The following is a 20,459-nucleotide window of genomic DNA, read 5'->3' on the forward strand; positions in this document are numbered from 1 at the left end:
GAGAACGGCGATGTCTCAAGCTCCTGAACCGCGTAAAACGCTCGATCCGGATCAAGTAGCGTTTTGGCTGGCCCGGCACCCCGATTTTTTCATTGGTCGTGAAGGGCTGCTGCAGCAACTCAAAGTGCCGCATCCGCATATCGACGGCGCCGTATCGCTATTAGAGCGTCTGGTGATCGACCTTCGCCAGCGCGCCGAAACGGCGGAAGGGCGGCTTGAACATTTGCTGGAAACCGCGCGGCACAACGAGTCGCAGTACCGCCGACTGCGGGAGACGCTGCTCAGCTTGGTCGAAGCGGAAGACCGCGATGCCCTCGCTCAAGCGCTGGCGACCCAGTTGAGCGAGCGTTTTCAAACCCCCGCGATGGCGTTGTGGTGCCCCGCCTCGTTGAGCGATGCGGAACCGGCGCCGCCTCAGCCACCGCGCCACGTGCTGGATCAGCACGCCAGCACCCGCTTAGCAGCGCTGCTGGATGGTCGAACCAGCCGCTGCGCCAAGCTAAGCGTCAGCGACTGGAAGTGTCTGCTGCCCCATACCAAAGCGCCCCGCAAGGCGGGCTCCTGTGCCATCACGCGACTCTCGGCCGGAGAGCCGCTAGGCTATTTGCTGCTTGCAAGCCCCGACCCCGACAGCTATCGCGCCAGCATGGATACGCTATTTACCGAGTACCTGGGCGATATCGTCGCGCGCCTGCTGCTGCGATTAGGCCCCCACGGCATGGAGCAGCATGGCTAGCCAAGCGACGCTGACAAACGCCGTTGAAGAGTACCTAGCGCAACTGGCGACTCACGCCAGTCCCGCAACGGTGGCGGCCTACCGCCAGGATCTGGCGGCGTTTTGTCAGTTTGCTGACCAGCGCGGCGTGACTCAGGCCAGCGCGCTGGACACGACGCTGGCAAGAGCTTTCCTCGGTACCGAGCGCAGCCGGGGGCTGGCGCCCCGAACGCTGGCCCGCCGTCGCGCGGCACTGTCGCGTTTCGCCGATGCCTTGGTAGAACGCCATGTGCTGGTGGATAACCCGATTCAACTGTTGCGCACCCCTAAGCAGCCCAGTCACCTGCCCAAACCGTTGGACGTAGACGCGCTGTCGCGCTTTCTGGACACTCCCCACGACGGCTCGCCGCTCTCGCTTCGTGACCAAGCCATGTTGGAGCTTTTCTACTCCAGCGGTCTGCGTTTAGCAGAGCTCGCGGCGCTGGACGTGAATCACTTGGCGGCCAACCATGTGCGGGTGATAGGTAAAGGCAGTAAGCCTCGCCAAGTGCCGGTGGGACGGCGTGCCCAGCAGGCGCTCACCGCGTGGCTCGCCTGCCGGGCCAGTTGGGTAGACAGTGCTGAAACGGCACTGTTCGTCGGGCAGCGCGGGCAGCGGTTGGGTCATCGGGCGATTCAGAAACGCTTGGCGCAACTGTCAGTGATGCGCGGCCTCCCCGAACACCTTCACCCCCACCGCCTGCGCCACTCTTTTGCCAGCCATCTGTTGGAGTCCAGCCAGGACTTGCGCGCTGTGCAGGAGCTGTTGGGCCACGCCAATCTATCGACGACCCAAGTGTACACGCGGCTGGATTGGCAGCATCTTGCCGAGAGCTACGATGCCGCGCATCCCCGCGCCAAACGCCGCCCCAGTGGGAGTGAATCATGATCACGTTAGACGCCATCACCTTTGATTTGGACGACACCTTGTGGGACAACCAGGGCGTGATGTTGAAAACCGAGGAAGGGCACTACCGCTGGTTGCTGGAAGCGCTCACCGCGTGGCGGTCGGCGCGTCAGGAGGCACCGCTGCCACTCACCTACGAGGAGGGGGTAGAAGACTATTTACAGCGTCGCCAGCAGTGGGCCCACCAGGTGCCCGAACGACGTGGCGACTTCACGTGGTTGCGCCTGCGGGCGCTGGAGGCCCAGTTGGAGGAGAGCGGCTTAGCGCGTAGCGCCGCGCTACTATGGGCCGCTGCCGCCATGAACGAGTTCCACCGTCTGCGTGTGCAGGTCACCCCGCACCCTGAAGCGGCCGGGCTGCTCTCGGCGCTCGCCGAGCGCTATCGGCTCGCGGCGATTACTAACGGTAACATTCACCTCAAACGTCAGCCGCTGGCGGCGCACTTTCCAGTGGCGATTGCAGCGGGTGAGCTGCTGGCACCGAAGCCGGATCCCAAGCCGTTTCTCACCGCGTTGGAGCGCCTGAATACCGTGCCGAGACGGGCCATGCACGTGGGTGACTCCTGGCAAGAAGACGTACTTCCCGCTCAGCAGCTCGGTATGCACGCCGCTTGGGTGGCCGAGCGCGGCGACCAAGCGCTGCCCGAGCGGGTACATCGTATTGCCCACGTCAAAGAGTTACCCGAGCTGATCGCATGGCTGGAGCGACAAGCCTAGGCCTGTTACTCGTTGGCGTCTTCAGGGGTGTAGAGCCACTGGTCGAGCTTTTGGGAGAGCATGTCGACGCCGTCACGCTTCAGCGACGAGAAGAGCTGGACCGATACCAAATCTTCCCACTCCCTCAAGCGAGAGCGCACCTTTTGGAGGGCGGCGCTGGCCGGGCCGCGTTTCAGTTTGTCGGCCTTGGTTAGCAGGATGTGCACCGGCATGCCGCGCTGGTCGGCATAATCGAGCATCATTTGGTCGAATTCGGTCAGCGGATGGCGAACGTCCATGAGCAGTACGAGGCCGCGCAGGCTAAAACGGCCGCGCAGATAGTCGGACAAGTGCTGCTGCCACTCGAGCTTGACCGCTTCCGGTACTTTGGCGTAGCCGTAGCCGGGCAAGTCCACCAAGCGACGCGACGTATCGTTCATCACGGTGAAGAAGTTGATGAGCTGGGTGCGGCCGGGTGTTCGCGAGGTGCGCGCTAGCGCGTTTTGCCGGGTAAGCGCATTGATAGCGCTGGATTTACCGGCATTGGAGCGCCCGGCAAAGGCCACTTCTGCCCCCGTATCGTCTGGGCATAGCGCCAAGGTCGGCGCGCTGATCATAAAGCGCGCAGTGGGGTAGTTTAGCCGAGGGACTGGGCTATCATGAGGGGTAGACATGGAGTTCATCCTGAAAAACAAACGTATGACACGGCCTGCCCAAGCACTCTCGAGTGAGCGAGGGCGGTACCGCGACGAATTACCCCAAAAGCAGACCTGGACTTGCATTCCCGCCGCTAGGGTGATTCGTTATAATGCAAGCGGTTTATAACTGCGACCTGGGGCGCTAGTGTACCATCGCGCTCTAGCCAGCAGCGACCAACGCGATATGTTGTTCGTTTTGGCGGAGCTGACCCTGGTAATGTGCTGAACCTGGGCAGCGCCCAGGGTGCGTACCAGTCAATAATCAAACGGCATAGTGGAATAGCAATGAGAACGTTACTGGCAAGCCTGGCAATTACCATGGGTGCCGTTGGCACCACCCACGCCCAAACGGACCTTCAAGCCGACGCTGATGCAGCGGCGGGTCGCGAACTTGCGCAAACCTGTGCTGCCTGTCATGGCCAGCAGGGCATTAGCGCAGTGGGTACCTTCCCCAACCTGGCAGGACAGCAGATGTCCTATCTGGCCAAACAGATCATGGACATTCGTGACGGCAACCGTGTCGTTGCTCAGATGGCCGGTTTGGTCGATGACTACTCAGACCAAGATGCTTGGGACGTCGCTGCCCACTTTGCAGGCCAAGAGGCTAACCTCGGTCAAACCAGCGATGAAGACGCTGAGTTGCTGGCCCGCGGTGAAGAGCTGTACCGCGCAGGCGATATGTCCAAAGGCATTCCCGCCTGTAGCGCCTGTCATACGCCCACGGGTGTCGGCATCGGCAGTGCGGTCTATCCGGCGCTGTCAGGCCAGCATGCGGAGTACACCGTCTCCACGCTGCAAGATTTTGCCTCTGGTGAGCGCGCCAATAGCCCGAACAACATCATGGGCGATATCGCTTCCAAGATGAGCGACCAAGACATGGAAGCTGTCGCCAACTATGTGCTGGGCTTGAACTAATTTTCCCTCCGCCGGTTTCCCTATCCTGTGAAATATCCGCCGGATGGGGAACCTGCCTGGCCCGCCAGGGGTCATAGCCACACTTTTTGTTGGCCTGCTTTTTTTGGAGAGTTCTCGCTATGTTGAAAACGTTGATGGTCGCACTGGCCGGTCTGGGCTTGTCTGCAGCGGTAAGCGCTCAAGAACTGGTCGAAGGCCAACACTACACGCTGCTGGAGTCGCCGGTGGCGACCCAGGTAGATGACGATCAGATCGAAGTGACCGAAGCGTTCTGGTTTGGCTGTCCGCACTGCTACCGGCTGCAAACGACCGTGAACGAGTGGTACGAAACGCTGGACGATGACGTAAGCATCGTGAAAATGCCTGCTACCATGGGCGGTGACTGGAATACCCATGCGACGGCTTTCTATGCTGCCCAGTCGTTAGGAATCGAAGAAGAGTTGCACCAGGACTTCTTCGACGCCATTCACCAAGACGGTCGTTCGTTGACCGAAGCAGACGACATCGCCGACTTCTTCTCTGATTACGGCGTGAGCGAAGAAGAAGCCCAAAAAGCACTGACCGCGTTCAGCGTGCGTAGCGAGGTCAATAAAGCCAACAGTCGTATGCGTGACATGCGTCTCATGGGCGTGCCAGCACTGATCGTGGATGGCCGCTACGTGGTATCGCCCCAGTCGGCTGGCAGCTTGGAAAACATGCCACAAATCGCCGACGCGCTGATCGACAAAGTTCGCAGCGAGCGTGCGCAATAACGGTGCTTGAGCACGGTCACACGGGCGGGCCAACTCGCTCGCCCGGAGCGCTTCCCTCCTCTGCGCTGTTGGAACGCGGCCATCTTCGGCTGCTGACCTTCAACTTGCAGGTAGGTATTCAAACCTCTGCCTACCACCACTATCTCACGCGGAGTTGGCAGCATGTGCTGCCCAACCCCCAGCGTATTAAGCGGTTGGCGCTAGTGGGCAGCGTGTTGGAGCAGTTCGACGTGGTAGGGCTTCAGGAAGTCGATGGCGGCAGCTTTCGCTCCAGCCGGGTCAATCAGGTGGAGTACTTGGCAGCCCAGGCGAAGTTTCCGCACTACTTTCAACAACTCAACCGCAATTTGGGTCAGTTTGCCCAGCACAGCAACGGCCTGCTTTCTCGTTTGACCCCTAGCCACATCGAAGAGCATCGGCTGCCCGGCATGTTGCCCGGCCGCGGCGCGATTCACGTGCGTTACGGCGAAGGCCCAGATGCGCTGCATATCTTCGTCGCCCATTTGGCGCTTAGCCACCGTGGCCGAGTGCGCCAACTCGACTACCTTAGCGATATCATCGAACCGCTGCGACACGTGGTGGTCATGGGTGACTTGAACTGCACGCCCGATCAGCTTCATGCCCACGAGCGGTTTAGCACCTCACTACCGCTGCACCCTGTCAAACCGCTACTCAGCTACCCTTCCTGGCAACCGCGCCGCGCGTTGGATCATATTTTGCTGTCGCAAACGCTGGAAGCCGCCGAGGTGCGCGTACTGGATCATCTCTTTTCCGACCATCTGCCGATCGCGGTGGATCTGCCGCTGCCAGCGGCGTGTCTCTCGTCCATCAGCGCGAACGTTAAACAATAAGCCGTAAGAGCGTCTTTGGGGCGCTGCATTGTCTGCGTATATGCGCTATTGTCTGGGGCGCTGACTCCCCTTAGCCGTTTTACGCGAGACACTTCCATGTCGGACACAACACAACTACCTGCGTTTATCGGTGCGCTGGACCGCGCTTCGGAGTGGTTCGGGCGTACTCTTGCGTGGCTGATCATCATCATGATGTTGATTCAGTTCGCGATTGTTCTGCTTCGCTATATGTTCAGTATCAATAGTATCTTCATGCAAGAGCTGGTGATGTACATGCATGCTAGCGTCTTCATGCTCGCTGCTGCCTATACCTTTCGCCACGATGGCCATGTCCGCGTCGATATTTTCTATCGTGGGATGACCCCTCGACGACAGGCGCTGGTGAATATAGTGGGTATTCTGTTGCTGATGATTCCGGTGATGCTGTTCGTCATCGCGTCCAGCTATGGTTATGTGGCGAACTCTTGGCGCATCATGGAAACCTCCTCGGATTACGGTGGCATACCCGCCGTATTTGCACTGAAGACGCTGATTCCGGTGTTTGCGGTCTTGATGATCCTTCAAGGGCTGATCGAAGTCGTGCGCAATGGCTATGTCTTCACCGGGCGAATGACGCCGCCAACTGCCGATGACAATCACCTCGAGGAGCGTGTTTGATGCTCGAATTTATGCCGCTTATTCTGTTTGCCGCCATCTGTGTCGTATTGATGTTCGGCTTTCCCGTGGCTCTGTCGCTGGCGGGCACTGCGTTGCTGTTTGCAGGCATGGGTCTGGGGCTGGAAGCCATTGGCATCGACGCCAACTTCGATAGCGGCTATCTAGCCGCGCTACCCAATCGTCTTTACGGCATCATGACCAATCAGACGCTCTTGGCGGTACCGCTATTCGTCTTGATGGGCGTGCTGCTGGAGAAGTCCAAAGTCGCCGAAACGCTGCTGGATGCCATGGCGCTGCTCTTCGGCTCCATGCGTGGCGGCCTGGGGATTTCGGTCACGCTGGTGGGCATGCTAATGGCCGCTTCTACCGGCATCGTAGGGGCAACCGTGGTCACCATGGGGTTGATGTCGCTGCCCACCATGCTCAAGCGTGGCTACAGTACGTCGCTGGCCACGGGCACCATTTGCGCTACCGGCACGCTGGGGCAGATCATTCCGCCCTCCATTGCCCTGGTACTGCTAGGCGATGTCTTGTCGTCTGCGTATCAGCAGGCCCAGCTCGACATGGGCATCTTCAGCCCGAAAACGGTGTCCGTGGGCGACCTGTTCATGGGGGCGCTCGTGCCAGGGTTGATTCTCGTCGTCATGTACATGATCTACGTGGGCTTGGTGGCGTTTTTCCGTCCCAGCATGGCGCCAGCGGCAGACCGCGAAGAGCTGATGGCCGAGCTTGGCCACACCTCGGGCTTGGGCATCCTGCTACTCAAAGGCCTGGTGCCGCCAGTGGTGCTGATCGTCGCCGTACTGGGTTCTATCCTGAGTGGTTTTGCAACGCCCACTGAGGCATCGGCGGTGGGTGCCTTTGGTGCCTTAGTGCTGGCATTGGCTTATCGTCAACTGGATTGGGCAACCCTCAAAGACGTGCTGCGTTCGACCACCCATGTCACCACGATGGTGTTCCTGATTCTGATCGGCGCGGCATTGTTTTCGCTGGTTTTCCGCGCCTATGGCGGTGAGCACATGGTCACCGAGCTGTTCGAGAGCATGCCAGGGGGCGTGATTGGAGCCACGATCATCGTCATGCTGGTGATCTTCCTGCTTGGCTTCATTCTCGACTTCATCGAAATCACCTTCGTGGTGGTGCCAATCGTCGGTCCGATCCTGCTGGCGATGGGACTCGACCCGATTTGGTTGGGCATCATGATCGCCATCAACCTGCAGACCTCCTTCCTGACGCCTCCGTTCGGTTTCGCGCTGTTTTATCTGCGCGGCGTGGCGCCACCGTCGGTGCCCACCTCGGCCATCTACCGTGGCGTGGTGCCGTTCATCCTGATGCAGTTAGGAATGCTGCTGTTGCTGACGTTCTTCCCGCAGTTGGCGACCTGGCTGCCGACACAGTTCTAAGACGCACTTAGTTGAAAAATAACGCTGCTATCAACGCAAGAGAGTGGCAACCTTCACTAAAAGCAGCCAAGCTGCAGACACACAATGGCTTGTAACAACCCGCTTGGTGGCACACGCCAAGCGGGGTATTCCCTACCCATAACAGCAATAAAACAAGCAAGAGGGTTAACGCATGAAAGCCAAAGCACTGCCTGTCGCCATTGCCATGACGACCGCTCTTTCTGCCAGTCTGCTGGTCGTATCCAGCTTCGATAACCAGGCCCAGGCACAAGAGAATTTTCGCTGGAAAATGGTCACTTCCTGGCCGAAAAACTTCCCCGGTGTGGGCCAAGGCCCTGAGCGGCTCTCCCAGCTCGTCGAGGAGATGTCCGATGGCCGGTTGACCATCGAAGTCTTCGGAGCAGGTCAGCTCGTGCCAGGCTTCGAGGTGTTCGATGCGGTGGCAGACGGCACCGCCGAGCTGGGCCACTCCGCCTCCTATTACTGGAAAGGCAAAGCGCCAGCGGCCCAGTTCTTTGCTGCCGTACCGTTTGGCATGAACGCTCAGGAAATGAATGCTTGGCTCAGCTACGGCGGTGGTATGGAGCTGTGGAACGAGCTTTATGATGATTTCGGCGTCGATGTGTTGGTCGCAGGGGCCTCCGGTGTTCAGATGGGCGGCTGGTACAACAAAGAGATCAACTCGGTAGACGACCTGGAAGGCTTGAAAATGCGCATGCCGGGTCTGGGGGGCGAAGTGATGAGCCGCATGGGCGTGGCCATCGTTAACATGCCCGGCGGTGAAATCTTCACGTCGCTACAGTCCGGTGCCATCGACGCCACCGAGTGGATCGGCCCCTACAACGATCTCGCCTTTGGTTTGCACCAAGCCGCTGATTACTACTATTACCCAGGCTGGCATGAGCCGACGGTGATGTTCGAAGCCATCGTGAATGAAGAGGCATGGGCGGAACTGCCCGCCGACCTTCAGGCGATTCTGCGCACTGCCATCAGCGACATCAACCAAAGCGTTCTGGATGAGTACACCGCCCGAAACAACGACGCCTTGGAAACCCTGGTCAACGAGCACGATGTCGAACTGCGCCGCATCCCTGACGACGTGCTGGCCCAGGCTCGCGAACACTCAGCCGACGTAGTGGGTGAGCTGGCTGCATCCAGCGAGCTGGCGACCCGCATCTATGACTCTTATCGCGAGTTCCAGGACAAGGTCGAGGATTACCACGCGATTTCCGAGCAGGCGTATTACAACGCCCGCAACCCGGACGGCGATACCACCCAGTAACGCCATGCCTCCACAAGGCCGCCCTCGGGCGGCCTTTTCGTGAGATTAAGGCAGCGTAAGTGCGGCGGCTTGAGTATCCTATGCAGATACTGTTCTGCTTGGTAAGGAGCCCCATGTCCACGCCCGCTATGCTCACGCCTTCACGACCTGCCGACGCTCGCTTGCGTAATGTATTGACCATCGCTGGCTCCGACCCCTCTGGAGGTGCCGGTCTGCAGGGCGATCTCAAGACATTTTCCTCCCTTGGCGTTTATGGCACGAACGTGATCACGGCGGTGATTGCCCAGAACACCTGTGGCGTCGCCTCGGTGTACCCTGTATCGCCCCAAGCGATCCGTGAGCAGCTCGAGCATCTGTTGAACGATGTGACTATCGATGCAGTGAAAATCGGCATGGTGGCAAGTCGTGACGTGGCGGAAGTCATTGCAGACGTACTACGCCAACGGCGTCCGCGCTGGATCGTGCTCGACCCGGTGATGGTAGCGAAGAGCGGCGATATCCTGGTCGATAACGCGGGCATTCGTGCCGTGCGGGAAGTGCTGGTGCCGCTCGCTGACGTGATTACCCCCAACCTACCGGAAGCGGCCGTGCTGCTGGACGCACCTGCGCCCACCAGTTTGGACGAAATGGAAGCGCTGCTGCCTAAGCTGGTGGCCCTTGGCGCGCCCTTTGTGGTGCTAAAGGGCGGCCATTTGCGTGGCGATACCTGCCCCGACTTGCTGGCCACTCCCAGCGGACAGCAGTGGCTACCGGCTTCCCGCATTGCTACTGAGAATCTTCATGGCACGGGCTGCGCGCTCTCTTCTGCCATTGCTGCCTGCCTGGCAAAGCTGCCTGACGCGGCTGAAGAGGATGCGCCAGAGCAGGCCATTACCGAGGCAAAGCAGTGGCTGCATAGCGCACTGGCGGCCAGCCACCGTTTAACCGTTGGCAAAGGGCGTGGTCCGGTACACCACTTCCATGCGTGGTGGTAGGCCGTTAGGCGAGCGCCACGCAGAATAAACGTCGGATCGAGGGGAAAGGCGGCGCAGAGTCTCCTTGCGAGATAGGGCAGCGGGCACCATGCTGAAGGGTGCCCGTTTGTTTGCCTATCAGGCTGAGCCATTCGGCCAAGGAGCTAGCCATGTCTCGCACGCTGCTATTTGCCACTGACCTGTCACAGGAAAATCGCGCGGCCTTTGCCCGTGCGCTGCGACTTGCCCATCAGCAGGGCGCGCAGTTGGACGTGCTCCACGTGCTCGACCCCTACCTTCCCCATCGGATGCTTCACGACCTGGAGCGCGCGGTCAGCGATGACATTAGCGCGACGCTCACCGATCTTCGTGAGGATTACGCGCTCGAACTCCCTTCGCTGATGATTCAAACGGTGGTGGGCGATGCCCATGTGGAGATCGTTCGCGAAGCCCATGAGCGTCATGCATCGCTAATCGTGCTTGGCATGCACCGTAAGCGGGGTGAGAAAGATTTACTCTTTGGCACGACCTTGATGCGTATTCTGCGCAGTACCCCTTGCCCCGTGGTGGTAGCGTCATACCGACCGACGCAGCCGTGGCAGCATATCGTGGTGCCGATCGACTTCTCTCTCACCGCTCGACAAACGCTAAAAGAGGCACTGATCCGCTTTCCCGACGCTCAGCTCACGCTGCTGCACGCGTGGAACCTGCCCGGTGAGCGAGAGCTGGGTAACCAGGCATTTTATGCCCATTGGCGTGATCATGAGGTCGCCCGCCTACGAGAAGCGCTGGACAACGAGGTCGAAAGCCTCATGCGCGAACTAGACGGCATACCCGATATCGAGCTGGTACTGGAACCGGGCCAGCCCTGCGACGTGCTGCACGACTATATCAAGCGCCACTCGCCAGACTTGGTCATGTTGGGTAGCCGCTGCCGACCGCATCAACCCAACCCGCTCACCGACATGTTGCTGAGCGAACCCCACTGCGACGTGATGGTGTGTCGACCTTGGTAGCCGGTAGTGCCGTTTCGAGCATGGCTGTACGGAACCTTTATTGTCCTGGTGGGTATGTATAGCTATACGTGAAGCCAGCCAAGCCAATACGGGAGGAGGACACCGTGCAACCACGCCTTGTGACAGCCCTACTGTCGACCTGTTTGCTCATAGGAACCACCGTGGCGGTCAATAGCGCCCAAGCCGAAAGCGTGACCGAGCGGGGCGAACGCTTCGACCGTGTGGTGGAAGAGAATGGCCAGCGCTATGTGCTGCTGGGAAGCGGCGTATTTCGTTACATGATATGGACCGCTTATGCGGGGGCGTATTATCAGTTGGAAGGGGAGCGCGAGCCTCAGCCGTTAAGCGATGTACCCCGCCGTTTGGAACTTGCCTACTTTCATGAGATTGCTGCCGACGACTTTGCCGAGGCGACAGAGAAAACGCTCGACGATTCGTTGACGCTTTACGAGTTCAATCAGGTGAAAGAGAACATGGCGCAGTTGAATCAACGGTACCGGGATGTGGTACCCGGTGATCGGTACCTGTTGAGCTGGGACGGTGAGCAGTTACGCCTTGCCCTCAACGGTGAGACGCTCTACGAGGATAGCAGCGCCGAGTTTGCCAGCGCGATGTTCGGCATTTGGCTGGGCGAGCGCCCGCTGGGTGAAGAGTTTCGCGACGCGCTACTGGGCGTGGACGGATAGCGGCTGACCACGCACCATCTCGCTTGGGCCAGCCCTCGCCTCAGTTTACACTCGCCCTCTTCGACAGCGCCAATGAACGGACAAAGGGGTAAGCGTGAAAGCACTGATTCAGCGGGTCAAACACGCCAACGTCACGGTGGATGGCAGCACCATCGGTGCGATCGACCACGGGTTGCTGGCACTGATAGGTGTCGAGAAAGGCGACAGCGAGGCGGAGGCCGATAAACTGCTGCACAAGCTGCTGCATTACCGCGTGTTCAGCGACGACGCGGGCAAGATGAATCACAACTTGCAGCAGGCCCAAGGAGGCTTGCTGCTGGTGTCGCAGTTCACGCTTGCGGCCGACACGCACAAGGGGCTGCGCCCCAGTTTTTCCAGCGCCGCGCCGCCCGAGGAGGGGCAGCGGCTGTTTCATTACCTCGTCGATCGAGCGCGCGCTGCTTGGCCCCAGGTGGCGACTGGCCAGTTTGGCGCGGACATGCAGGTTGCGCTGACGAACGATGGCCCGGTCACGTTTCTGCTGGAGAGCTAGCGCTCTAGGCACTCTCACTGGCGAGCAATTCGGCTTCCATGGCTTCCAGTGCCTCTTCGGCGGCGAGCCACGCCTGCTCGGCGTCGTCTAGCTGCGCTTTGATCGTTGCCTGCTTGGCCAGCGCATCGGTCAGCTCCGCTTTGCGGGCGCCGTCAGTGTAGAGCTCAGGGTCGGCGAGTATGGCCTCGACCTCCTCTAGCGAGTGCTGCGCTCTTTCCATGGCCTTTTCCGCCTTGTCGCGCTCTTTTTTCAGAGGGCGCAGCTTTTCGCGCAGCTCGGCCGCTGCTTTGCGGGCGGCTTTACGGTCGCCGCTGGGCTGTTGGCTCTGGCGTTCGCTCTTTTCACTACGGGCGTCGCGGCGGTTCTCTTCCAACCGCGCCTTGAGCCAAGCCCGGTAATCCTCCAAGTCACCGTCGAAGGGCTCGACCCGGTGGTCGGCGACCCGCCAAAACTCATCGACCGTGGCGCGCAGTAGGTGACGGTCGTGGGAGACCAAAATGACCGTGCCCTCGAAGCCTGCCAGCGCTTCCGTGAGCGCCTCGCGCATTTCCAAATCCAGGTGGTTGGTCGGCTCGTCCAGCAGCAGCAGATTGGGTTTTTGCCAAGCGACCAGCGCCAGTGCCAGCCGCGCTTTCTCACCGCCCGAGAAGGTGGCGACTTCCCCGAAGGCGTCGTCGCCCTTGAAACCAAAGCCGCCTAGAAAATTGCGAATCTCTTGATCGCTGGCGGTGGGCGAGAGCCGCTGCACGTGGACGAACGGCGTCGTGGTCACGTCCAGCCCCTCCAGCTGATGCTGAGCAAAGTAGCCAATCGCTAGGTGCTCGCCGGGCACGCGCTTGCCGTCGAGCAGCGCCAGTTCGCCGGTGAGCGACTTGATCAGGGTGGATTTACCCGCGCCGTTGGGTCCCAGCAGGCCGATCCGGCTGCCGGGAAGCAGCGTAATGTTCACCTTGTCGAGCTGTGCGACGTCGCCCGCCTGGCTGCGGTAGCCTAGCGTGGCTTGATCCAGCACCAGCAGCGGGTGAGAGGTCTTATCTGCCGCGGGCAGGGTGAAGTGAAAGGGAGAGTCCACGTGGGCCATGGCGATATCTTCCATGCGCTCCAGCATCTTGACGCGGCTCTGCGCCTGACGCGCCTTAGTGGCCTTGGCCTTGAAGCGAGCGATAAAACGCTCGATCTCTTCGCGGCGCGCCTGCTGTTTGGCCGCTTCGGCCTGCTGCAGGGCGAGCTTCTCCGCCCGTGTGCGCTCGAATCGAGAGTAGTTGCCCCGATAGAGTTCCAGCGTTTGATGATGCATGTGGACGATGTGGTCGCACACGGCATCCAGAAAGTCCCGGTCGTGAGAGATCAGCAGCAGCGTGCCGGGGTAGCGGGTGAGCCACTGCTCTAGCCACAGCAGGGCGTCCAGATCCAGGTGATTGGTCGGCTCATCGAGCAGCAGCAAGTCGGAAGGCATGAACAGCGTACGGGCAAGATTGACCCGCATTCGCCAGCCGCCGGAAAAATCTGAAAGCGGGCGCATCAGGTCCGACTGGACGAAGCCCAGCCCCACCAGTAGCTGGGCCGCGCGGGATTCGGCGGTGTAGCCATCCAGCGTTTCGATCAGCCCGTGTAGCTCCGCTTCGCGATGGGCGTCGCCCGCTTCCCGAGCGGCGAGCAAATCGGCTTGCGCCTTGCGCAATGCGTGATCGCCATCCAGCACGTATTCCACGATGGGGCGGTCCAGCGCCTCCACTTCCTGGGCCATGTGGGCGATCCGCTGGCCACCGCTCATTTCGACGTCACCCTGATCAGGGCCCAGTTCACCTAACAGGAGTTTAAACAGACTCGACTTACCGGCACCGTTGGCTCCAATGATGCCGGCCTTGACCCCGTTATGGAGTGTTAGATCGGCGTTTTCTAGGAGCGTTTGCGTACCCCGTTGCAGGGCGACTTGGCGCAGTGCGATCATGTTTTCTCCCGAAAAAAGTGGGTAAATCAATGCGCGATTCTAACCGATTGCAGCGCTTGCAGCAGAGGCCGCTGTGGGATTTTGCTTTGGCGCTCTATGCCAGGCCCGGCGTCGAGCAGGCCTGCCTCACGTTGCAGGATGAGGCTGGTGTGGATGTGTGTGAGCTGCTGTTCCATTGCTGGCTCTATCAGCAGGGTCTGGCGGCCTCGCCAGGCCCGCTCGCTACCATACGCGCCGAGCGCATGGCTTGGCAGCAGCAGGTGACGGCGACGCTACGAACGCTTCGCCGCCGATTGAAACCCGAAGCCGCCCACAACGAGGCCGTCAAAGCGTTGCGTGCCACGCTGCAGAGTGCCGAGCTGCAGGCAGAGCGTGAAAACCTTCAACGTTGGCAGCAGTGGGCGCTCGGCTCATCAGACGCGGACGCGCGCTTAACAAAAAGCGACATAAGCCAGCATAATGTTGCACAGTGGCTGCAAGATACGCTGTTTTCGACACCGCTTGACAACGATTTGTGTCGCGCGCCACGCGGGCGCGAGAGGACGAGAGCGGCCCTTTTTGCCTTGGCAAGCCAGCTTGACCGCTGTGAATCACCACGCTAGCCTGAAATTAAGCTGTTTTTGAATAACCCGTGTTAGCTTCGCTGGCGATCGTCCGCTAACCCACAGCAATGAACGACGTTACTGCGTGTTAGCGGCTGAACAAACGCTGAATAAAAGTGGAGCGACTCGGGATATACAAACACTAAGATCCTTGCGCTCTCGTACGGCGCGCTTACCACTGCTAGGGGAACTCTGCATGAAGGCAAGCACATTAGTTTCGACTCGTTCCGTCACCACCAAGTTGCTCACCACGGCAAGCGTGGGTGCACTGCTGCTGGGTTTGAGCGCGACCGCTCAGGCAGATAACTGGCGTTACGCACACGAAGAGTACGAAGGCGACGTGCAGGATGTCTTCGCTTACGCATTCAAGGAGTACATCGAAGATAACTCCGACCATACCGTACAGGTTTACCGCTTTGGTGAACTGGGCGAGTCCGACGACATCATGGAGCAGACGCAAAACGGCATCCTCCAGTTCGTCAATCAGTCACCTGGCTTTACCGGTGCGCTGATCCCAGAAGCGCAAATCTTCTTCATTCCGTATCTGCTGCCGACCGACGAAGAGACCGTTCTAACGTTCTTCGACGAGAGTAAAGCCATCAATGAAATGTTCCCGGAGCTTTACGCCGAGCAGGGTCTCGAGCTTCTAAAAATGTACCCCGAGGGTGAAATGGTGGTCACCACCGACGAGCCGATTAGCTCGCCGGAAGACATGAATAACAAGAAAATCCGCACCATGACCAACCCGCTGCTGTCGGAAACCTACGACGCCTTTGGCGCGACGCCGACACCGCTGCCGTGGGGCGAAGTCTACGGTGGCCTGCAGACCGGCATCATCGATGGTCAGGAAAACCCGATCTTCTGGATCGAATCTGGCGGTCTGTACGAAGTGTCTCCGCACCTGACTTTCACTGGCCACGGTTGGTTCACCACCGCGATGATGGCCAACCAGGACTTCTACGAAGGCCTGTCCGATGAAGACAAAGAGCTGGTCCAGAACGCCTCGGACGCGGCCTACGACCACACTATCGAGCACATCAAAGGGCTAGCCGATGAAGCGCTGGCCAAAATCCAGGAAGCGTCTGACGAAGTCACCGTGACACGCTTGAACGAAGAGCAGATCCAAGCGTTCCGCGAGCGCGCACCGCAGGTCGAGGAAGCCTTCCTCGAAATGACGGGCGAGCGCGGTGCCGAGCTGCTGGAGCAGTTCAAAGCGGACCTCGAAGCCGTCGAAAGCGAGTCCTAATCGGTTAGCGCGCTTGCGTTAATCACATGACGTCGCCAAGGGGCAGCCAGCGCTGCCCCTTTTTTGTTGTCCACCCCTCTAGCGAAAAAACACATGCTCGCGGGGGCGAACACAGAAAAATCTACGTCCATCCAGCGTTGAAGCGAAAAGAGTCATTACCCATTACGCATCAAAATGAGCAAGGCCGAACCTGCTCCGTTCGGTGTCAGTGATGGGAAGGTCGCGTCGCCATCGAGCAAGCGACCACGCTGCGTTCAAAGGAGAACGGCCATGTCCGAAGAAGAGTCCGAAAAGAACTACCGCTCGGGTTTGCCCGGCGTACTAGGAGTGATCGACACTGCAATTAGCAAAATCGAGTCAGTCATACTGGCGATGGGGGTTTTGCTAATGGCGCTGAATACGGTCACCAACGTCGTTGCCCGCTTCGTGTTCGGCAATAGCATCATGTTCTCAGGCGAGCTGAACCGTATCCTGATCATCATGATCACCTTTGCGGGTATTGGCTACGCTGCCCGCCACGGTCGCCATATTCGCATGTCGGCGATTTACGATGCGCTGCCGGTGGGCGGTCGCAAAGTGCTAATGATCGGCATCGCGTTTTTCACCTCGCTGGTGATGTTCTTCCTGCTTTACTACTCCGTCGTGTACATCCTCGACCTGTATAGCAAAGGGCGCGTACTGCCGTCGCTGGGCTTACCGGTATGGATCATCTACGTCTGGGTGCCCATGGGCTTTTTGATCACCGGGATTCAGTACCTACTGACCGCGATCAAGAATCTCACCACCCGAGACGTCTACCTCTCTACCGGGGTGGTAGACGGCTATAAAGACACCGAAACAGAAGTGTAAAGCAGGGATTGCACCTTAGGGGAACGCTATGACGACGATAATGGTAGTCACCATGATTGCCCTGCTGCTGCTGGGCTTTCCAATGATGATCCCGCTGATCACTGCGGCAGTGATCGGCTTCTATATGATGTTCAACGGCTTCGGCCAAATGGATACGCTGATTCAGCAGATGATGGCGGGCATACGCCCGGCGTCGCTAATCGCCGTGCCGATGTTCATTCTGGCCGCCGACATCATGACCCGAGGGCAGTCTGCGAATCGCCTCATCGATATGGTGATGTCCTTCATTGGCCATATCAAAGGGGGGTTGGCGGTCAGCACGGCGGCTTCTTGTACGCTGTTCGGCGCCGTGTCGGGGTCGACCCAGGCCACTGTAGTGGCGGTAGGCTCGCCGCTGCGTCCGAAGATGCTCAAAGCGGGCTACTCCGATCCCTTTACGCTGGCGCTGATCATCAATGCCAGTGATATTGCCTTTTTGATTCCCCCCAGCATTGGCATGATCATTTACGGGGTCATTTCCGGCACCTCGATTGGCGAGCTGTTCATCGCCGGTATTGGTCCCGGCCTGCTTATCCTGTTCATGTTCTCCACGTACTGCATCATTTACGCCATCGTAAAAGACGTGCCTACCGAAGAGCGCTCAAGCTGGAAAGAGCGGGCCACGGCCGTTCAGAAAGCGCTCTGGCCGCTCGGCTTCCCAGTGATCATCGTGGGCGGCATTTACGGCGGGATCTTCAGTCCTACCGAAGCGGCGGCCGCCTGTGTCCTGTATGCGGTGCTGTTAGAGTTCGTCGTCTTTCGCTCGCTGAAAATGCGCGATATCTACACCATCGCCAAGTCTACTGGCCTGATCACCGCCGTGGTGTTCATTCTGGTGGCCGTGGGCAATGGCTTCTCTTGGATCATTTCGTTTGCGCAGATTCCCCAAGCGATCCTCGAAGCCGTGGGGGTCAACGAGGCCGGACCCACGGGGGTGTTGATCGCCATCTGTATTTCATTCTTCGTGGCGTGCATGTTCGTCGACCCCATCGTGGTGATTCTGGTATTGACGCCGATCTTTGCCCCGGCGATTGCAGCCACCGGGCTCGATCCCGTACTGGTCGGTATCCTGATTACGCTGCAGGTGGCGATTGGGTCGGCCACGCCACCCTTTGGCTGCGATATCTTTACCGCCATCGCGATCTTCAAACGCCCCTATTGGGAGGTGATCAAGGGCACGCCACCGTTCATCTTCATGCTGATTCTGGCGGCGGCGCTGTTGATCATGTTCCCGCAAATTGCGCTGTTCCTGCGTGATGTTGCCTTCCGTTAAGCAGTCACAAGGAGAACGCGGATGTTCAATCGCATCTTGATCCCTGTCGATGGCTCAAAGGGGGCCATCAAGGCGCTCGAAAAAGCCGTTGGTCTGCATCTGCTCACCGGGGCAGAGCTCTACCTACTGTGTGTGTTCAAACATCACAGCCTGCTGGAGGCGTCGCTTTCCATGGTGCGCCCCAACCGGTTGGATATCCCCGATGACGCGCTCAAGGAGTACGCAACGGAGATTGCCGTGCACGCCAAATCCCACGCCATCGAACTGGGCGCCGATAGCGTTCGCGTGCGAGCTTTTGTCAAAGGCGGACGTCCCTCCCGTACCATCGTGCGCTTTGCTCGTAAGCGGGAGTGCGACCTGATCGTAATTGGCGCACAGGGAACCAATGGGGAAAAGAATTTGCTGCTGGGCAGCGTTTCCCAACGCGTGGCCGGTGCCGCTCATTGCCCCACGCTGGTGGTCTAGTGTGAAGGCGACCGGCTAAACCTCTACGCAATCGTGTGGTCTGAGCAGCACCCGCCGTTTCAGGTAATGCAGCCTGAGGCGGCGGGTGTTAGTCTTTGAAGCACCCCAAAATATTTGGCGCGCTGCGCCGCTGGATAAGGTTTTTTCCATGAAAGCACTACTCTCTTCTACCGCGCTCACTGGCCTGCTGCTAGTCGCACCGTTTGCCGCCGCTGCCCCGGAAACCGACGAGCAGCGCTTGGCGTATAGCCTGGGCGTGACCCTGGGCGAAAGCATGCAGGCAGACATCGAAGATCTCGATCTGGATGCGTTCACCGACGGTATGCGCGATGTCTTTGATGGCAACGAGCTAGCGATGAACGAAGAGGAGATGATGGAAGCGCTGATGGCGTTCCAAGAGCGCTCGATGGAAGCGCGCGAGCAGCAAGCCGCTGAGTTGGCGCAGATGAACCTGGAAGAGGGCCAAGACTTCCTGGCCGAAAACGCCGAGCGTGACGAGGTCGAAGTGACCGAGTCTGGTCTGCAGTACGAAGTCATCGAGTCAGGAGATGGTGCAACGCCTGGCCCGGAAGATACCGTCGAAGTGAACTACGAAGGCATGCTGTTGGACGGCACCGTGTTCGATAGCTCCTTCGAGCGCGGTGAGCCGGTGAGTTTCCAGGTCAACCAAGTGATCGAGGGCTGGCAAGAAGCCCTGCAGCTGATGAGCGTGGGTGACAGCTGGATGCTCTACATCCCGGCGGATCTCGCCTACGGCGAACGCGGCCAGGGCCCGATTGGTCCGAATGAAATGCTCACTTTCCGCGTCGAACTGCTAGGTATCGAATAAGCCATGGGTATGGCCTCTCGTCAGCGCCGCTGGATGGCGGCGCTTATTGTGTTGGGCAGCGGCGCTGCCCAGGCCCAGGAAGCACCTATTGAGCTCCCAGCGCTGGCAGCGGCTAACGATCAAGCAAGCGTCGTGGGCGTCTCCGCGGGGGGCTACATGGCCACTCAGCTTGCGGTGGCCTGGCCCGAGCGCTTTAGCGGACTGGGCGTACTGGCAGCAGGTCCTTGGGGCTGCGCGCAGGGGGCTTTGAGTACGGCTCTCAATCAGTGCATGATGACCCGGCGCGGCCTGCCGTCGCTCGACGAGCTGGAGCAGCGTCGCCAGCGCTACGCAGAGATGGAGCAAGTCGGCAGCCAAGAGGCGCTGCGCTCGCTGCGTGCTTTTGTGTGGCATGGTACGTCGGACGAGACGGTCTCGCCTGCGCTGGGCGACCTGCTCGCGCAGCAGTGGCAGCGCTGGCTGGCGGACCCCGAGCAGCAGCTACGCTTCGTTCAACGGGAAAACACCGGGCACGGCTGGCCGGTGGCGATGCCCAAAGATGCGCCTATCGACCCGCAGTCGCTAGGTGACTGCCATAATGGAGGTGGTAGTCACGTGTTGGCCTGTGGCGACGACGTCGCGGGGGAGATGCTGGCGTGGCTCTACCCCGAGCGTGAGGCGAACGCTAGCGAAGGCGAGCTGCTGGCCTTCGATCAATCTGATTTCGCGGTGAAGGGGGTGGCCGATACAGGCTATCTGTTCGTGCCCGAGACGTGTGAGTTGGGGGGGTGTCCGGTCACCGTAGCGTTGCACGGTTGCCAGATGAACGCAGAGACCATCGGCGATACCTTCGTTCGCTACAGCGGCTTGAACCGTTGGGCGGCGACGCATGGCCAAGTGGTGCTGTATCCACAGGCCGAAAGCAGCATGGCCAATCCGCAAGCGTGCTGGGACTGGTGGGGTTTCGCGGAGAGCACGTGGCAGATCAACCCGCTACACGATACTCGAGACGGCACCCAAGTACAGGCGCTGATGGCCATGCTGGATCGGCTGCAAGCCGATCAGACGGAGGAGGCGACGACGGCCGAATAGCCGCCGTGTCGCTAACGCATCAAGCCGTTTTAG

General features: G+C 59.6%; 22 protein-coding genes. 20 read left to right on the top strand and 2 right to left on the bottom strand.

The window, feature by feature from the left end:
• Positions 1-10: 10 nt before the first annotated feature.
• The 3 genes from MHM37_RS05600 to MHM37_RS05610 are packed head-to-tail and all read left to right on the top strand — an operon-like array spanning position 11 to position 2,377.
• On the top strand, positions 11-736 hold the full coding sequence (locus MHM37_RS05600; protein ID WP_239296300.1) for a DUF484 family protein: 726 nt from the start codon (positions 11-13) through the stop codon (positions 734-736).
• A complete protein-coding gene (locus MHM37_RS05605) occupies positions 729-1,643 on the top strand; it encodes a tyrosine recombinase XerC (protein WP_239296298.1) in 915 nt (304 codons plus the stop codon). Before MHM37_RS05600 ends, MHM37_RS05605 begins: the two co-directional genes overlap by 8 nt.
• Complete coding sequence (locus MHM37_RS05610; RefSeq protein ID WP_153843535.1) at positions 1,640-2,377, top strand: HAD family hydrolase; 738 nt, start codon at positions 1,640-1,642, stop codon at positions 2,375-2,377. Before MHM37_RS05605 ends, MHM37_RS05610 begins: the two co-directional genes overlap by 4 nt.
• Before the next feature lie 5 nt (positions 2,378-2,382).
• Here the strand turns inward: MHM37_RS05610 and yihA are convergent, their stop codons facing one another.
• Positions 2,383-3,030 carry a ribosome biogenesis GTP-binding protein YihA/YsxC gene (yihA, locus tag MHM37_RS05615; protein ID WP_139526048.1) on the bottom strand — a complete coding sequence of 216 codons (648 nt, stop codon included), beginning with the start codon at positions 3,028-3,030 and terminating at the stop codon, positions 2,383-2,385.
• 309 nt (positions 3,031-3,339) lie between these two features.
• Here yihA and MHM37_RS05620 point away from each other — a divergent pair, with 309 nt between their 5' ends.
• From MHM37_RS05620 to dtd, 10 genes are all read left to right on the top strand, one after another.
• Positions 3,340-3,969, top strand: coding sequence for a c-type cytochrome (locus MHM37_RS05620; protein WP_239296296.1), 630 nt, complete (start codon positions 3,340-3,342; stop codon positions 3,967-3,969).
• Between the two features lie 119 nt (positions 3,970-4,088).
• Positions 4,089-4,721: a thiol:disulfide interchange protein DsbA/DsbL gene (locus MHM37_RS05625; protein ID WP_239296294.1), complete on the top strand. Its 633-nt coding sequence runs from the start codon at positions 4,089-4,091 to the stop codon at positions 4,719-4,721.
• A gap of 2 nt (positions 4,722-4,723) precedes the next feature.
• Entirely contained in the window at positions 4,724-5,572 is an 849-nt protein-coding gene (locus tag MHM37_RS05630) for an endonuclease/exonuclease/phosphatase family protein (RefSeq protein ID WP_239296292.1), read from the top strand.
• A gap of 96 nt (positions 5,573-5,668) precedes the next feature.
• A complete protein-coding gene (locus tag MHM37_RS05635) occupies positions 5,669-6,229 on the top strand; it encodes a TRAP transporter small permease subunit (protein WP_153843533.1) in 561 nt (186 codons plus the stop codon).
• Positions 6,229-7,632, top strand: coding sequence for a TRAP transporter large permease subunit (locus tag MHM37_RS05640; protein WP_219862230.1), 1,404 nt, complete (start codon positions 6,229-6,231; stop codon positions 7,630-7,632). The genes MHM37_RS05635 and MHM37_RS05640 overlap by 1 nt, the downstream gene beginning before the upstream one ends.
• A gap of 172 nt (positions 7,633-7,804) precedes the next feature.
• Positions 7,805-8,914: a TRAP transporter substrate-binding protein gene (locus MHM37_RS05645; RefSeq protein WP_139526042.1), complete on the top strand. Its 1,110-nt coding sequence runs from the start codon at positions 7,805-7,807 to the stop codon at positions 8,912-8,914.
• 113 nt (positions 8,915-9,027) lie between these two features.
• Entirely contained in the window at positions 9,028-9,888 is an 861-nt protein-coding gene (gene thiD / locus MHM37_RS05650) for a bifunctional hydroxymethylpyrimidine kinase/phosphomethylpyrimidine kinase (protein WP_231125624.1), read from the top strand.
• A 149-nt stretch (positions 9,889-10,037) separates the two neighbouring features.
• Positions 10,038-10,883, top strand: a complete 846-nt coding sequence (locus MHM37_RS05655; protein WP_239285781.1) for a universal stress protein — start codon at positions 10,038-10,040, stop codon at positions 10,881-10,883.
• A gap of 104 nt (positions 10,884-10,987) precedes the next feature.
• Positions 10,988-11,569, top strand: coding sequence for a chalcone isomerase family protein (locus MHM37_RS05660; protein WP_219862226.1), 582 nt, complete (start codon positions 10,988-10,990; stop codon positions 11,567-11,569).
• Between the two features lie 94 nt (positions 11,570-11,663).
• The gene (dtd, locus tag MHM37_RS05665) at positions 11,664-12,101 is read left to right on the top strand and encodes a D-aminoacyl-tRNA deacylase (protein WP_239296290.1); all 438 of its coding nucleotides are present in this window, start codon (positions 11,664-11,666) and stop codon (positions 12,099-12,101) included.
• Between the two features lie 4 nt (positions 12,102-12,105).
• On the opposite strand, the gene MHM37_RS05670 is transcribed toward dtd, so the two are convergent.
• Positions 12,106-14,052 carry an ATP-binding cassette domain-containing protein gene (locus MHM37_RS05670; protein ID WP_153843530.1) on the bottom strand — a complete coding sequence of 649 codons (1,947 nt, stop codon included), beginning with the start codon at positions 14,050-14,052 and terminating at the stop codon, positions 12,106-12,108.
• 29 nt (positions 14,053-14,081) lie between these two features.
• Between MHM37_RS05670 and MHM37_RS05675 the strand changes: the two genes are divergently transcribed.
• The 7 genes from MHM37_RS05675 to MHM37_RS05705 all read left to right on the top strand — a co-directional run bounded on the left by MHM37_RS05675 (position 14,082) and on the right by MHM37_RS05705 (position 20,426).
• Positions 14,082-14,654: a TIGR02444 family protein gene (locus tag MHM37_RS05675; protein ID WP_153843529.1), complete on the top strand. Its 573-nt coding sequence runs from the start codon at positions 14,082-14,084 to the stop codon at positions 14,652-14,654.
• A 196-nt stretch (positions 14,655-14,850) separates the two neighbouring features.
• Positions 14,851-15,900 carry a TRAP transporter substrate-binding protein DctP gene (gene dctP / locus MHM37_RS05680; protein ID WP_153843528.1) on the top strand — a complete coding sequence of 350 codons (1,050 nt, stop codon included), beginning with the start codon at positions 14,851-14,853 and terminating at the stop codon, positions 15,898-15,900.
• A gap of 270 nt (positions 15,901-16,170) precedes the next feature.
• The gene (locus MHM37_RS05685; protein ID WP_139526035.1) at positions 16,171-16,749 is read left to right on the top strand and encodes a TRAP transporter small permease; all 579 of its coding nucleotides are present in this window, start codon (positions 16,171-16,173) and stop codon (positions 16,747-16,749) included.
• Positions 16,750-16,777: 28 nt separating this feature from the next.
• Positions 16,778-18,061 (top strand): TRAP transporter large permease, encoded by a 1,284-nt coding sequence (locus MHM37_RS05690; RefSeq protein ID WP_139526034.1) that lies wholly within the window; start codon positions 16,778-16,780, stop codon positions 18,059-18,061.
• 21 nt (positions 18,062-18,082) lie between these two features.
• The gene (locus tag MHM37_RS05695) at positions 18,083-18,526 is read left to right on the top strand and encodes a universal stress protein (protein WP_139526033.1); all 444 of its coding nucleotides are present in this window, start codon (positions 18,083-18,085) and stop codon (positions 18,524-18,526) included.
• Between the two features lie 148 nt (positions 18,527-18,674).
• Positions 18,675-19,355 (top strand): FKBP-type peptidyl-prolyl cis-trans isomerase, encoded by a 681-nt coding sequence (locus MHM37_RS05700; protein ID WP_139526032.1) that lies wholly within the window; start codon positions 18,675-18,677, stop codon positions 19,353-19,355.
• A gap of 9 nt (positions 19,356-19,364) precedes the next feature.
• Positions 19,365-20,426, top strand: a complete 1,062-nt coding sequence (locus MHM37_RS05705; protein ID WP_239285820.1) for a PHB depolymerase family esterase — start codon at positions 19,365-19,367, stop codon at positions 20,424-20,426.
• Positions 20,427-20,459: the final 33 nt, after the last annotated feature.

Origin of the sequence: Halomonas sp. MMH1-48, from assembly GCF_022348105.1 — a bacterium.
Lineage (GTDB): Bacteria > Pseudomonadota > Gammaproteobacteria > Pseudomonadales > Halomonadaceae > Vreelandella > Vreelandella piezotolerans.